The 13332-nt window shown below is 30.2% G+C and carries 13 protein-coding genes; 7 read left to right on the top strand and 6 right to left on the bottom strand.

Annotated elements, in window-relative coordinates; all coding sequences use genetic code 11:
* Nucleotides 1-45 precede the first annotated feature (45 nt).
* Nucleotides 46-570, top strand: a complete 525-nt coding sequence (locus ABNT22_RS09115) for a hypothetical protein (protein ID WP_348717373.1) — start codon at nt 46-48, stop codon at nt 568-570.
* A gap of 40 nt (nt 571-610) precedes the next feature.
* On the opposite strand, the gene pepE is transcribed toward ABNT22_RS09115, so the two are convergent.
* The gene (pepE, locus tag ABNT22_RS09110; protein WP_348717375.1) at nt 611-1318 is read right to left on the bottom strand and encodes a dipeptidase PepE; all 708 of its coding nucleotides are present in this window, start codon (nt 1316-1318) and stop codon (nt 611-613) included.
* 70 nt (nt 1319-1388) lie between these two features.
* Here pepE and ABNT22_RS09105 point away from each other — a divergent pair, with 70 nt between their 5' ends.
* Both ABNT22_RS09105 and ABNT22_RS09100 read left to right on the top strand, forming a co-directional pair.
* Nucleotides 1389-1919 (top strand): hypothetical protein, encoded by a 531-nt coding sequence (locus ABNT22_RS09105; RefSeq protein WP_348717377.1) that lies wholly within the window; start codon nt 1389-1391, stop codon nt 1917-1919.
* 73 nt (nt 1920-1992) lie between these two features.
* Nucleotides 1993-3627 (top strand): class I SAM-dependent methyltransferase, encoded by a 1635-nt coding sequence (locus ABNT22_RS09100; protein ID WP_348717379.1) that lies wholly within the window; start codon nt 1993-1995, stop codon nt 3625-3627.
* A 46-nt stretch (nt 3628-3673) separates the two neighbouring features.
* Here the strand turns inward: ABNT22_RS09100 and ABNT22_RS09095 are convergent, their stop codons facing one another.
* The 4 genes from ABNT22_RS09095 to ABNT22_RS09080 all read right to left on the bottom strand — a co-directional run bounded on the left by ABNT22_RS09095 (nt 3674) and on the right by ABNT22_RS09080 (nt 8943).
* Nucleotides 3674-4126: a hypothetical protein gene (locus tag ABNT22_RS09095; protein WP_348717381.1), complete on the bottom strand. Its 453-nt coding sequence runs from the start codon at nt 4124-4126 to the stop codon at nt 3674-3676.
* Nucleotides 4127-4128: 2 nt separating this feature from the next.
* Nucleotides 4129-4944 carry a hypothetical protein gene (locus ABNT22_RS09090; RefSeq protein ID WP_348717383.1) on the bottom strand — a complete coding sequence of 272 codons (816 nt, stop codon included), beginning with the start codon at nt 4942-4944 and terminating at the stop codon, nt 4129-4131.
* Nucleotides 4945-4948: 4 nt separating this feature from the next.
* Entirely contained in the window at nt 4949-7438 is a 2490-nt protein-coding gene (locus ABNT22_RS09085) for a PIG-L family deacetylase (protein WP_348717385.1), read from the bottom strand.
* A gap of 77 nt (nt 7439-7515) precedes the next feature.
* Nucleotides 7516-8943, bottom strand: a complete 1428-nt coding sequence (locus ABNT22_RS09080) for an ATP-dependent DNA helicase (protein WP_348717387.1) — start codon at nt 8941-8943, stop codon at nt 7516-7518.
* A gap of 103 nt (nt 8944-9046) precedes the next feature.
* Between ABNT22_RS09080 and ABNT22_RS09075 the strand changes: the two genes are divergently transcribed.
* The 4 genes from ABNT22_RS09075 (at nt 9047) to ABNT22_RS09060 (ending at nt 11512) form a co-directional block, all read left to right on the top strand.
* Complete coding sequence (locus ABNT22_RS09075; protein WP_348717389.1) at nt 9047-9781, top strand: hypothetical protein; 735 nt, start codon at nt 9047-9049, stop codon at nt 9779-9781.
* A complete protein-coding gene (locus ABNT22_RS09070; RefSeq protein WP_348717391.1) occupies nt 9765-10583 on the top strand; it encodes a DUF3822 family protein in 819 nt (272 codons plus the stop codon). The genes ABNT22_RS09075 and ABNT22_RS09070 overlap by 17 nt, the downstream gene beginning before the upstream one ends.
* 1 nt (nt 10584) lies before the next feature.
* On the top strand, nt 10585-11118 hold the full coding sequence (locus ABNT22_RS09065; protein ID WP_348717393.1) for an RsmD family RNA methyltransferase: 534 nt from the start codon (nt 10585-10587) through the stop codon (nt 11116-11118).
* A 112-nt stretch (nt 11119-11230) separates the two neighbouring features.
* The gene (locus tag ABNT22_RS09060) at nt 11231-11512 is read left to right on the top strand and encodes an STAS domain-containing protein (RefSeq protein ID WP_348717395.1); all 282 of its coding nucleotides are present in this window, start codon (nt 11231-11233) and stop codon (nt 11510-11512) included.
* A 59-nt stretch (nt 11513-11571) separates the two neighbouring features.
* Here ABNT22_RS09060 and ABNT22_RS09055 read toward each other — a convergent pair whose 3' ends face one another.
* A complete protein-coding gene (locus ABNT22_RS09055) occupies nt 11572-13194 on the bottom strand; it encodes an ABC-F family ATP-binding cassette domain-containing protein (protein ID WP_348717397.1) in 1623 nt (540 codons plus the stop codon).
* Between the last annotated feature and the right edge of the window lie 138 nt (nt 13195-13332).

Raw genomic sequence — 13332 nt, 5'->3', positions numbered from 1 at the left:
TCAATATTATTTCATATTATTGCAAAAAAATTAAACTAAATAATTATGAAAAAGATTTTATTGCTATTCATTTCTGCTACCCTATTGTTAACTTCTTGTTCATCAAATGATGATCTTGATATCAACATAACCTCTGAGGATTTATTAGGCACCTGGAACTTAGTAAAACTTGAAGCTGACTTAACAACTAGTACAACTTTTAACGGTACTACAGTGAAAGGAGATACTGAGTTATATGGAAAAGAATTCGATTTTACATTTAACTTTACAAGTAGCCCTAATGAGTATACCTCAGAAGGTAATTTTATCATTGTTACCAAAACTAGTTTTGGTGGTCAAACTCAAGTATTAGAAACACCAACAACAGCCGTTCCTAGCTTAAGTTCTGGAGATTGGTTACTTAAAGGAAATAAATTAATCTTTAATGAGTCAACACAAGCAGTTGAATTGACAATTAGAAGTTTCGAAGCTAATAGAATAGTTTTAAAACAAGTAATTAATGAAAGTCAAAGTCAATCTGGTACTAGTGTCAAAATTAAAGGTGACCTTATTATCGTATTAGAGAAATAATAAAAACAAAAAAGCTCCAAGATTAACTTGGAGCTTTTTTTTAAAAATATTCTTTAATATCTTTATTTGAAGTCAACTCTAATGCTTCTTTATTCTGTTGAAATAAACGTGCTGTATGAGGACCTCTCAGTATAATTGAATCACCAGTTACTTCTAACCAACTTCCTTCTCTTAATCCTAAAACTGAAATTGAATTGAATACGTGATATTCTTTTATACGCGTTTCTCTAGTTTCTCCCATATGAGTAGAATCGGGATTAGGATCTAAATAGTGCGCATTGATATTAAATGGTATGAATTCTAAGGTTTTAAAACTTGGAGGATATACAATAGGCATATCATTTGTATTCATCATAGTAACACCACATAAATTACTTCCAGCACTTGTTCCAAAATACGGAGTACCATTCTCAACAACCTCCTTCAAGTCCGAAAAAATATCATTTTTATAAACCTGATTTATCAGTTCAAAAGTGTTACCTCCACCAGTAAAGATCCCTTCTGCTTCTCGAATGGCCTCTTTTGCATTTTCATATTCATGCACTCCTTTCACCTTAATATCTATCTTACTAAAGGCTTTATTTGCTATACTAGTATATTCATCATATGTTATTCCTCCTGGTCTAGCGTAAGGTATAAACACAATGCTTTTAACTCCATTAAAAAATTCAGCAAGAGTAGGTAAAATATATTCTAAATAAGCACTCCCATGAACTGTTGAGGTACTTGCAACTATTAATTTCTTCATTTGTATTGTTTAATATCAAAGCTAACAATTTTAAATATATTAGCGCCTTCAACAATTCAAAATTTCATTTATGAAACTTAAATCCCTTCTTTCATTTTCCTTTATACTAATGCTACTCTCATGTACTAAAAATGAAATAAAACTGAACAATGCTCCTCAGTTAAATTTAGTTGGACAATGGAAAGTAACCCAATTAAAATTTACAGAAACTGTTAAGTCTTCAATACGAGGAATTACAAGTATAGAAAAAACAGAAAATATAGGAAGTAATTTTTCTCTAGTGTACACCTTCATAAATAGTCCTAATGAGCTAGATGCGCATGGTTTTTTCGATTTAGAAATAATTAACGAATGGGGAAAAATAGACTATTCAAAAGACGTTAAAGGTATTGACGGTATTTACCCTCCTGCAACTTGGTTATTGGAAAACAATGTAATTACGCTAAAAGTTCCTGACTTTACCCAAGAGATACAAGTAAAAAACTTTACCGAGAATAAGATCGAATTACAATACACCTACCAACGTAAAAACATGAACATCTTAAACTCAGATTACACCTCTAAAACAAGTATTTACCATCTTACTTTGAAAAGAATCTAAAATAGTTAATTGGAGAAACTTTTTTTTCTTTGAAAAGATCTAATACTTATCTTTAGAAGAAAATGTTCTTTTTATGCTTACTAAACTTGAAAAAACAACTCTTAGAAGTCAGTTATTTCGTCACTTAGATGGTATTGTTACCTGTCCTACAGCTTTTGTTTTGTTTGACAAAGGAGTTACCCAACACTTATTGAATCAAGAAAATGTTGAATTGAGTGAATTAACTTCTCTTTTTAAAGCCAACGAAGGTTATTTAAATGTAGCCCTCAGAACTTTATGTTCTCAAGGTTGGTTAATACAACATGTAAACAACAAAAACAATACAGTTACTTACCAATGTAACGAACAATCACAATACGCCTTTAAATACTTTCATTTGTATAAAAAAGCGTTCGAATTACTAAAATTCTCAGAGAATTTTAATTCGCGTAAGTTTGAATCTGAATCTTTTTACCAACTCGAAAAGTTATACAATGATTTTTCAAATAGTTTCAACGTATCAAAACCTAAATTACAAATTGAACAAGATATTTTAGCACAAATATCAATGCATATAGAAGGAATTATTGTGGGGCCAACTATTGTTCTACTTGGTATGAGTGGTATGTTTCATAAATACTTTATGCAAACAAAATTTAAAGCCGAAGAATTTCATAAAGATTCTGAAAGTTTTGGTAGATTACTTGATATATTAACTCGTTTAGGTTGGTTTACCAAAACCAATGATTCTTATGAATTTACCGATAAAGGACTCTTTTTTGCAAGAAGAGCGAGTGCTTATGGAGTTACTGTTTCTTATATTCCAACATTAAGAAAATTAGATAAACTTATTTTTGGAAACTCTGCATTTTTTAGAACTGAAGGTATTGGAAATGAAGAAATTCATGTAGATAGAGAAATGAATGTTTGGGGTAGCGGTGGTGCACATGCTGCATACTTTAGAATTATTGATGAAATTGTTATTGATTTGTTCAATAGACCAATTCATGATCAACCTAAGGGAATTTTAGATGTTGGATGTGGTAATGGTGCTTTTTTAAAACATCTATTTAACGTTATTGAAACACGTACCGCAAGAGGCAAACAATTAGAGGAGTTTCCGTTATTACTGATTGGAGTAGATTATAATGAAGCAGCATTACAAATTACACGAAGAAACTTAGTTCAAGCAGATATATGGGCTAAGGTTATTTGGGGTGATATTGGAAATCCTAAAGCATTATCAGAGGACTTGCAAGAAAAATATAGCATCAACCTGTCTGATCTTTTAAATGTTAGAACATTTTTAGATCATAATCGCATTTGGCAAGATCCTAAACCTGTAAAAAAAATAATCAATACTGCTTCTACGGGCGCATATGCCTATATAGGCAAACGGTTAAATAATAACCTGGTTATAGAATCTTTAAAACAACATTTTAATAAATGGAAACCTTATATTGATAAGTTCGGATTATTACTTATTGAATTACATACTTCTAATCCTGCATTAGTTGCCAATAATCTAGGAAAAACAGCAGCAACGGCTTATGATGCTACGCATGGTTATTCAGACCAATATATTATTGAGTTAGAAGAATATATGATAGCTATGAATGCTATTGGGTTAATACCTGAAACACATACTTCTAGAAAATTTCCAAATTCAGAACTAGCTACAGTTTCCATTAATCTTTTTAAACCTAAACAAAAAAAACCTTGTAAATAAAATTTTATTTACAAGGTTTATAAATTACTTTAATTAGTAAAGAGTATTAATGTTTTTTAAATAATTCTATGAGCATTTCCATAATCTCTTTATCCATTTTTTTTCCAGCATACGATTTTAAATATAAACCGAAAAACTTAGTCGTTTTTCCTTTATCTTTCTTTTCAATAACTCTCTTTTTCTCCTTTGTTCTAATTAAAACACTTTTCTTTTTATATTTTATATTCGAAACATCTATACTGTTCATTGGTAAATAAAACTCTCCATTATTAAAAAGACCTTTCTTCGTATAAAAGAACTTTTTAATTTTTAAAACATCATCTTTAATTGAAACCAATTTATAATAAGTTTGAAAAACTGACTTATCATAATGTTTTTCCAGTTCATTGTTAATTTTTTTCAACTGATACATTTCATTATAACCATCTGTCTGTGAATACAATGTTACAGTTAATAAAAGCATTAAAAATATCGTTGCTTTTTTAAAATTTTTCCTCATTTTTATTTATAATTAATTATTCTTTCAATTAGGTATTTATCAGACTCTCTTTTAGTCCAATTTGAACGCCTATCAAAAGTAATATAATTCCATTTAAACATTAGATTTTTGCTATCTATTTTTGAAAAATTAAAAGATAAAATATTACTTCCTTTTAAATACGAAATATTTTTAGACTTATATATATCAAATTTTATACTTGATATTTTATTGTTTTTATTCAAAAAAATAAGATCTTTAGAACTGTTTACATCAAAATAAAAGTCATCTCCTCTTATAACATCCAAACTAAATTTTACTTCTTTATCTTTATATAAAACATTATATATCCTAACGGTTTTTCCATTTTTGAAAAAATGTTTGACAGTTTTTAACATACCGTCTGAATTATAAATAAATTTATATAATAATCTATTTTTTATATAAACTAACTCTACTCTACTATCCTTATATTTTAATTCATATTTAAATAATATCGTTGATTCATTTTCACTTCTTTTAACCTTATAATTAATATACTTTAAACGGTTTCTTTTGTCATACAAGAAAACTACATTTTCGGTATAGTCATTTTCCAAACTAGAATTAACTTCTACACTTTCAACTTTTGCCTTTTTTTTAAAAACTGGTATATAATCATAGACTATTGCTATCTGACCATTTCTTTTTGTAAGTTCCATATTTAAAAATAGATCGTAAATAATTGAATGATTTATTGCTTCTATTTCTCTATTTTTATTCTTTTCTTCACCCAAAACATTTGAAACAGCTAGAAACAATAGACATATAAACAATACCTTTTTATCCATTTTTTTCATAAGTTTAATTTTCTTTTACAGATAACAAATTCGCAAATAATTTATATGCACCAGGAACACCTGCAGGAAGTTCTCTAAAGAAACTTAATCCGGTATAAATATAATTTCCTTTACCATACTTTGCCACCAATAGGCTTCCTTCTTTTGGTGATTCTCCTTTATCATTCATTGAAAGTATTGGTGTATATTCTTCACTCCACGAATTAGGAAAATACAACCCTCTTTCTTGAACCCATCCATCAAAATCAGTGGAAGTAATTTTATTAGGATATTGTAATACCATATGTTCTTTTGCTAACATACTTACTTTAGCCTTCTCATCTGTTACTCTGTCTCTCGATAATTTTAACTCATATGGTGCTTTAACATCTACCCTTCTATTTGTGTTATACTGAACAATAACATTACCCCCATTCTTAACATAATCAAGTAAATATTTTTGCTTAAACTGAAGCTCTTTTTTAGTATTGTAAGCTCTAATCCCGACAACAATAGCATCAAAATGACTCAAATCCTTATCTCCAATCTCTCTTATATTTATTTCTGTAACAGTATATCCTATTTGACGTAAACTTTCTGGAACTGCATCTCCAGATCCTTGAATATATCCAATATGAGATCCTTCTTTCTTAATATTTAATCGTACTACTTTTGCTTGTGAAGGCAACAGTACTGATTGCTTAGGGATATGCGTATAATTAATTTCTATCAACTCCTTTTCATAAGATTTTCCATTTACCATGGCCATAACTCTAATATAACCTTCTGATTCATTTGTAGTGGGTGTTACCATAAAATCAACTTTCTGAACATCTCCCTTTTGATCTATAGAGAAAGGAATTTCTTTTGGACTTACCTCCCATCCTTTTGGTACATCTAAAGTTACATTTCCCTTGGTTTTATTTCTTCCTGCTCTAACTTCTACAACTACTTTTCTAGGTGTTTCTTTAGCAAAAATTAATACTTTATCTGTTAGCTTAGTGGTAACTACAGGAAGTATCTCAAATGGTTCATAAATTTCTCCTTTATCTCTTTGAGAATATCTATAAACTACAGGTTTTATGAAAGAAATAGTTTCATTTTCAATAGTTACTGTGTACTTAATTTGCACCGGTCTTTTACTCTCTGGATTTCCTATTTTGGTTTTATCTTCTACACGATACATTCCTAAATCCCATGGAGACTTTAACCAATATGGAGCTGAATAATTCAAATCACCAATTGATATTTCCTCTTTAAAGTTTTGTTTTTTGTTAGGAACAAGGTCCAATTCTTTAGTAATCTTTTTTCCACTAGGCAAAATCTCTATAGCTGTCAATTCCATGGACGCTTTACTTCTGTTCAAAGCTTCAAAATTAAGAGCTACTGTGCTATTCGGTGTAGTACTTGAACTTGTTGCAGAAGCTTCTAAATATAAACCAGCACAAGCTTTTATAATTTCTTTTAACTCTTTTGATTTAATCTTTCTCCAGTGTATGTCCTTTAGTTTTTCAACTTTCTTATAAGCTTTTAATAAACTAGGTAAATGTTTTTCTGGATGTACAAAATTGAAGTTTTCTTCTATTTCATACAAAATATCTCCAATTTCACCTCCACCTTCTATACGGTTCCAAGTAGTATTAATTCCAGAAAAAATATCTTTTTTATCCTTTGGAAACTCTCCTTTTAAAAACTCTACCCATTCGGTTTGCGAACCTCTCGTAGTTAACCTTCCAAAACCTTGACATAAATGCTGACTACTTGCAATAGAAGCCAATTCATTATTAGATAAACCTTTTAATGGATAATAAACACCTACATCCATACGTAACATTTGCGATTTATCTGCTCTCGCAAAATTCTCTCTACTCCCATAAAACCACCATGATGTATTAAAAAATAGACGATTAGGTTGCCAAGTATCTGTATATTTTAATTGTTCTGGATACTTAGTTTTATCTGCCGCTAAGTCAAATGCTTCAACACTTAACATAGCCGAAGAGGTATGATGTCCGTGTGTTGTCCCTGGCGTTCTATGATTAAAACGATTGATGATAACATCTGGTTTGAAAGTTCGAATAGCCCAAACTACATCTGCTAAAACTTTCTCTTTATCCCATATCTTCAAAGTTTCATCTGGATGTTTAGAATACCCAAAGTCATTAGCTCTTGAAAAGCGCTGTTCTCCTCCATCTACATTTCTAGCTGCTAACAATTCTTGTGTTCTTATAACTCCAAGTAACTCTCTAATTTCTGGACCTATTAAATTCTGACCTCCATCACCTCTAGTTAAAGATAAATAGGCGGTTCTCGCCTTTTCATTATTTGCTAAATATGCTATTAATCGGGTATTTTCATCATCAGGATGCGCAGCTATATATAACGCTGAGCCTAAAAAATTAAGCTTCTGAATTCTCTCATAAATTTGATTGGAAGTTAGTTTTTGAGGCTTTTGAGCTATTATTGATGTAGTCATCAATAAAAATGAAATAAAAACAGTTATTTTTTTGTTCATTTTTTAGTTTTTGATTGCCTAACAAAAATAAGTGTTTTGTTCAGCTAACCAACTTAATTAACAAAACGCTAACATTTCTAATTCAAAAAATATTCGTCTTTAAAACCTATTAAATATAACTTTTCTTGTGCTCGTGTTACTGCAGTATACAACCATCTTAAATATTCAATAGATGGACCATCTGGTAAATAAGGTTGCTCTATAAAAATCGTTTTCCATTGCCCTCCTTGTGATTTATGACAGGTCATCGCATACGAAAACTTCACTTGAAGCGCATTGAAGAATTTATTCTTTTTAATTCCCATAAACTGCTTATACTTTGACTTCTCATGTGCGAAATCTTCTTTTACAGCTTCGTATAAACGATTAGATTCTTCGTAAGTTAAAGATGGACTTTCACTAGTTAAGGTATCTAATAATAAAACCGTTTCAAAAGGTTTCATATCTGGATAATCAATCATTCTTACTTCTACTTCAGCAAACTTAAATCCATATAAATCTTTAATAGAGTTTATTCGCATTACTTCACAAATATCACCATTTGCAATAAAACCAGCTGAAGAAGAATCTTTTAACCAAAAGTAGTTGTTCTTAACCACCATTACATAATCTCCAACAGAAATTTCGTTTTCTTGTCCCCTTATTTTAGTTCTAATTTGTTGGTTATACTGATTCGCTCTTTTATTAGATCTTACAATAATTGCGGTATCTTCTACTCCAATATCTCCATCATAAGCCTGTGTAATAGCATCCTGAATTTCATAACCATCTTGCAATCGAATAATATCAGGAAAGTTTACATCAAATTTAAAATGTTCCGAATCATTTTGAACTAACAAACGTAAATCCGTTGCATTCATCAATATTCCAGAATTTTCTTGTTGACGTACTACTTCATCAAGTTCTATTTCTGTAATATCCTTATTAAATTCAAAAGAAAGTTTATCCGCCTCTAATGCCGGACTCATACTTAACTTCACCGGTGGAAGCTGTGCCGTATCACCAATGAACACTATTTTACAGTTTTTGCCAGAATATACATATGAAATCAAATCATCAAGTAAAGATCCGTTTTCGAATAATTTCGCATTTTGTTTCTCATCTGAAATCATAGAGGCTTCATCCACTATAAACAAGGTATCGGTATGTTTATTGGGTTGCATTACAAAATTAACAGCACCACTACTTTGTTTTTTAGGAAAGTATATCTTTTTATGAATAGTAAAAGCTTGCTTCTTAGAATACCCCGATATTACTTTGGCCGCCCTACCTGTTGGTGCTAATAACACTGCTTTTTTACCTACTCTCCACAAATTATTAACTACGGTACTAATAATAGTTGTTTTTCCTGTTCCAGCATATCCTTTTAGCAAAAACAAGGCACGATTATTGTCCTCAAAAATGAAACGTGTTAAAGCATCTAATAATTCTTGTTGCTTTTCTGTTGGTTGGTAAGGAAACTTTTGTAATAATTCTTTGTAAAAACTAGGTGCAGATTCTATCATATTTCAAATAATGTACAAAGATAAATCTATTTATAGATTATTTGTTTTTATCATTCAAAAAAAATTGTAGATTTGCGAGTATCATATATTAAAAATTAAAAAAATGAATTTGTTATTAATGATTTTAGCAGCTGTTGGAGTTGCATTTCTATTAGCTTTTTTAATAGTAAAAGTTGTACCATTGAAAATGAGATGGTTAGTTTCTGTTTTATTATTAGTAGCTGCAGGTTTCTTAGCTTACAAAATTTATGGAGGTATTATGGAGCCTATTTACTTTAACAAAGATAAAAAAGTGCGCTATGCTAAAGTTATTGAAAACTTAAAGTTAATTCGTGATGCGCAAGTAAAGTTCAACGAAGCAAAAGGAACTTACGCGAAAGATAAAAACCAGTTAATTAATTTTATCAAAAACGACTCTTTAGCAATTACTGAAGCTAGAAACGAACAAAAAACGGTAGAATTAGGTGGTGGAATCACAAAAGAAATTTCTGTTAGAGTAATTGATACAGTGCGTTTTGAGCCTGCATTGACTTATTTTGAAGGAAAAGATTTCGAAGGGATGTTTAGCGTTCCTGGAACGGATGTAGAATATGAAATGGCTACTGGTTTAGTTGAGAAAGTAGCTGGTTTAAATGTACCTGTATTTGAAGCTAAAGTTAGCAAGAAGCCTATCTTAAAAGGAATGAACCCATCATTAATTAAGCAAGAATTAGAAGCTGTAGAAACTGATCAAATTAAAGGAGAATTTGTTTCTGTTGGTTCATTAACAGAAGTAACAACTGGTGGTAATTGGCCTCCATTCTACGATAAAGGAGAGAAAGTTGCAAAAGAAGACTAGAAAAAAAAGCGTTATTGCGCAACATAAAAAATTATCCATCCAATTTAGTTTGGATGGATTTTCTTTTTGTATTACAAACTATGATACCGAAGAAATTATTGTTTTTACTGAATATACATTTAACAAACCTATTTCTTCCCCAGAACTTTTATTAACCAATTTAATAGAAGCTTTTAAGACCGATGAAGATTTACAACATGAGTTTAAACAAGTTGAAGCTGTTCATCAAAACAATTTAAGTAGTTTAGTTCCTGAAACTTACTTCGACAGAAATAACTTAAAACCTTATTTAAAATATTCTGTTAAAACCTTAGCTACTGATTTTATTACCTATGATGATATTGAAAAGATAGCAGCAAAGAATGTTTATATTCCATATGTGAACATTAACAACTTCTTGTTTCAAAATTTTGGTGAATTTGAATATAAACATCATTCAACTGTTTTAATTGAAAAATTACTCGCTCTGAGCACCACTTTAGAGAAGCAGTTTTATGTCCATGTAGGCACTACTACTATGGATATCATTGTATGTAATAACGAGCAACTGTTTTTGTATAACTCTTTCCCTTATAAAACAAAAGAAGATTTTTTATATTACATTTTATTTACTGCTGAACAATTAGAAATGGATCCTAATGAGTTTCAGCTTTATTTATTCGGTGATATTGAAAGAAACTCTGAGTTATTCAACATTACTTATAATTATGTTAGAAATGTTGCCTTTATTAAAAGAAAGACTAACTTTTTCGATGGAAGTAGTGAATTTTCTCGTAATTCTAACTTTATACTAGCATCTTAACATGAGAATAATATCCGGAAAATATAAAAGTAAGCGTATTACCGCTCCAAAAAACTTACCCGTTCGCCCGACAACGGATATGGCTAAAGAAGCATTGTTTAACATTTTAAACAATCTTTATTACTTTGAAGGTATTTCAGTTTTAGATCTTTTTGCTGGTACTGGTAATATAAGTTACGAGTTTGCTTCGAGGGGTACTGTTGATATTTATGCTGTTGATGCCCACTATGGGTGTATCAAATTTATTAACCAAACTGCTAAAGATTTAAACGTCGATATTACCACTTTTAAAAGTGATGTGTACAAATTTTTAGAGAAAACAAATCTAACTACCGATCTTATTTTTGCTGACCCTCCTTATGATTTTGAAGAATCTCAATTTTTAAGAATAGCCGATTTAATCTTTGAAAAAGAGCTTTTAAATGAAGATGGATTACTAGTTATTGAACATTCAAAACAAACAGATTTAAGTCAGCATCCTCGTTTTAGTTATGAAAAACGTTATGGTGGTAATGTTTTCAGTTTTTTTGAATAGCCTAACGACTTGGACATTTAAACGATAGAATTGGTACGATTACCGAAAACTAACCGGTATCTCTAGTAATAACCTCTAATTTTATGACATAAATTTTAATTCGTTAATGCTTATGGACTTTAAAATTAGATATACAAAAAATAATGCTCTAAAACTTTCTGGAGAGCTGACCAAAATCAATTTAAGATTATTTGAACTTATAGCTTACCAAGCTTTGAGTAACCATAAAGACCTGACCATCGACATTAGTAATGTCACTATTATTGATAGAGTTGGAATAGAAAGTATTTTAGAATTGTATAAACACTCCTTAAAAAAGAAAAAAGCAATACTATTTTACGGTTATGGAGCAAGAGATATTATGGAGGAAATCCGATATAAAAATATTGCCTAATTAAAAAGCCATTGTAAGTTATGTTTACAATGGCTTTTATTTTTTTTATCGGATAATTCTTAAGAATACATCTTTTCTCTTAATTCTTTTACTTTAGGATCGTCTAAGTATTCATCAAACGTTGCATACTTATCAATTACTCCATTTGGAGTAATTTCTATAATTCTGTTCGCAACAGTTTGTGCAAATTCGTGGTCATGCGTTGTAAATAATACTGTCCCTTTGAAATTAATTAAAGAGTTGTTTAAAGCTTGAATAGATTCAAGATCTAAGTGATTCGTTGGTTCGTCTAATAATAAAATATTTGCACGAGTCATCATCATTCTAGACAACATACAACGTACTTTTTCTCCTCCTGATAATACATTACTCTTTTTTAATGCTTCTTCCCCTGAGAAAATCATTTTTCCTAAGAAACCTCTTAAAAACACTTCCTCTCTCTCCTCTTCGGTTGTTGCATATTGACGTAACCAATCTACTAAATTCAATTCTCCATTTTGGAAAAATTCTGAGTTATCAGACGGTAAATATGATTGTGTTGTAGTAACTCCCCAACTATACTTTCCAGCATCTGCTTTGTCGTTGTCAGTAATAGCTTGATAAAATGCTGTAGTTGCTTTAGAGTTCTTAGAAATAACAGCAACTTTATCTCCTCTATTTAAGTTAATATCAATGTTTGAGAATAATAACTCTCCTTCTACGTCTGTTTTAGATAATCCCTCTACATTCAAAATTTGATCTCCCGCTTCTCTATCTCTCTCAAAAATAATTGCTGGATAACGACGACTTGAAGGTTTAATTTCTTCTACATTTAATTTTTCAATCATCTTTTTACGCGAAGTAGCTTGTTTTGATTTAGCCACATTTGCTGAGAAACGACGAATAAATTCCTCTAATTCTTTCTTTTTATCTTCAGCTTTCTTGTTTTGCTGTGCTCTTTGCTTCGCAGCTAATTGAGATGATTCATACCAGAAAGTATAGTTTCCAGAAAAGTGGTTAATCTTTCCGAAATCAATATCAGAAATATGAGTACAAACCGCATCTAAAAAGTGACGGTCGTGAGAAACTACAATTACGGTATTGTCATAATTTGCCAAGAAATTTTCTAACCAAGAAATTGTTTCAAAGTCAAGGTCATTCGTTGGCTCATCCATAATTAATACATCTGGACTTCCAAATAAAGCTTGTGCTAATAATACACGTACTTTTTGTTTACCATCTAAATCTCCTACTAATGAATAATGTAAATCTTCTTTAATACCTAAGTTAGATAACATGGCTGCTGCTTCAGAATCGGCATTCCATCCGTTCATCTCTTCGAATTTTACTTGTAACTCCCCAATCTTTTCAGCATTTTCATCAGTATAATCAGCATATAAAGCATCTATTTCTTTCTTAATAGCGTATAGATCTTTATTACCCATTATCACAGTTTCTAAAACAGGAGATTCATCGAATGCATAATGATCCTGAGAAAGTACAGACATACGTTTCCCTGGTTCTAGGTGAACATTTCCAGAAGTTGGATCAATTTGTCCTGATAAAATCTTCAAGAAAGTTGATTTTCCTGCACCGTTAGCTCCGATAATTCCATAACAATTACCTTGAGTAAATTTAGTATTTACTTCATCAAATAAAACACGTTTACCAAATTGAACTGATAAATTAGAAACTGATAACATTATTCTTTTTTTAAATTCGGTGCAAAAGTAAACAATCTCGACTTTTTAAAAGAATTTGCAAGAAAATATTTAACACTTTAAATTTGCCTGATTTTAATTCTTTTAACAACGAATTAACACCTAAAAAGTAGCTAGATA

Source organism: Tenacibaculum sp. 190130A14a (assembly GCF_964048965.1).
In the GTDB taxonomy this organism is placed as follows: Bacteria; Bacteroidota; Bacteroidia; order Flavobacteriales; family Flavobacteriaceae; genus Polaribacter; species Polaribacter polynesiense.
The sequence above is the reverse complement of the archived record's forward strand: the minus strand, read 5'-3'. Positions and strand labels throughout refer to the sequence as shown.

Bases quoted from the DNA above. Each gene is read 5' to 3' on its own strand.
- ABNT22_RS09115 (WP_348717373.1), top strand. From the start codon at position 46: ATGAAAAAGATTTTATTGCTATTCATTTCTGCTACCCTATTGTTAACT.
- pepE (WP_348717375.1), bottom strand. From the start codon at position 1,318: ATGAAGAAATTAATAGTTGCAAGTACCTCAACAGTTCATGGGAGTGCT.
- ABNT22_RS09105 (WP_348717377.1), top strand. From the start codon at position 1,389: ATGAAACTTAAATCCCTTCTTTCATTTTCCTTTATACTAATGCTACTC.
- ABNT22_RS09100 (WP_348717379.1), top strand. From the start codon at position 1,993: ATGCTTACTAAACTTGAAAAAACAACTCTTAGAAGTCAGTTATTTCGT.
- ABNT22_RS09095 (WP_348717381.1), bottom strand. From the start codon at position 4,126: ATGAGGAAAAATTTTAAAAAAGCAACGATATTTTTAATGCTTTTATTA.
- ABNT22_RS09090 (WP_348717383.1), bottom strand. From the start codon at position 4,944: ATGAAAAAAATGGATAAAAAGGTATTGTTTATATGTCTATTGTTTCTA.
- ABNT22_RS09085 (WP_348717385.1), bottom strand. From the start codon at position 7,438: ATGAACAAAAAAATAACTGTTTTTATTTCATTTTTATTGATGACTACA.
- ABNT22_RS09080 (WP_348717387.1), bottom strand. From the start codon at position 8,943: ATGATAGAATCTGCACCTAGTTTTTACAAAGAATTATTACAAAAGTTT.
- ABNT22_RS09075 (WP_348717389.1), top strand. From the start codon at position 9,047: ATGAATTTGTTATTAATGATTTTAGCAGCTGTTGGAGTTGCATTTCTA.
- ABNT22_RS09065 (WP_348717393.1), top strand. From the start codon at position 10,585: ATGAGAATAATATCCGGAAAATATAAAAGTAAGCGTATTACCGCTCCA.
- ABNT22_RS09060 (WP_348717395.1), top strand. From the start codon at position 11,231: ATGGACTTTAAAATTAGATATACAAAAAATAATGCTCTAAAACTTTCT.
- ABNT22_RS09055 (WP_348717397.1), bottom strand. From the start codon at position 13,194: ATGTTATCAGTTTCTAATTTATCAGTTCAATTTGGTAAACGTGTTTTA.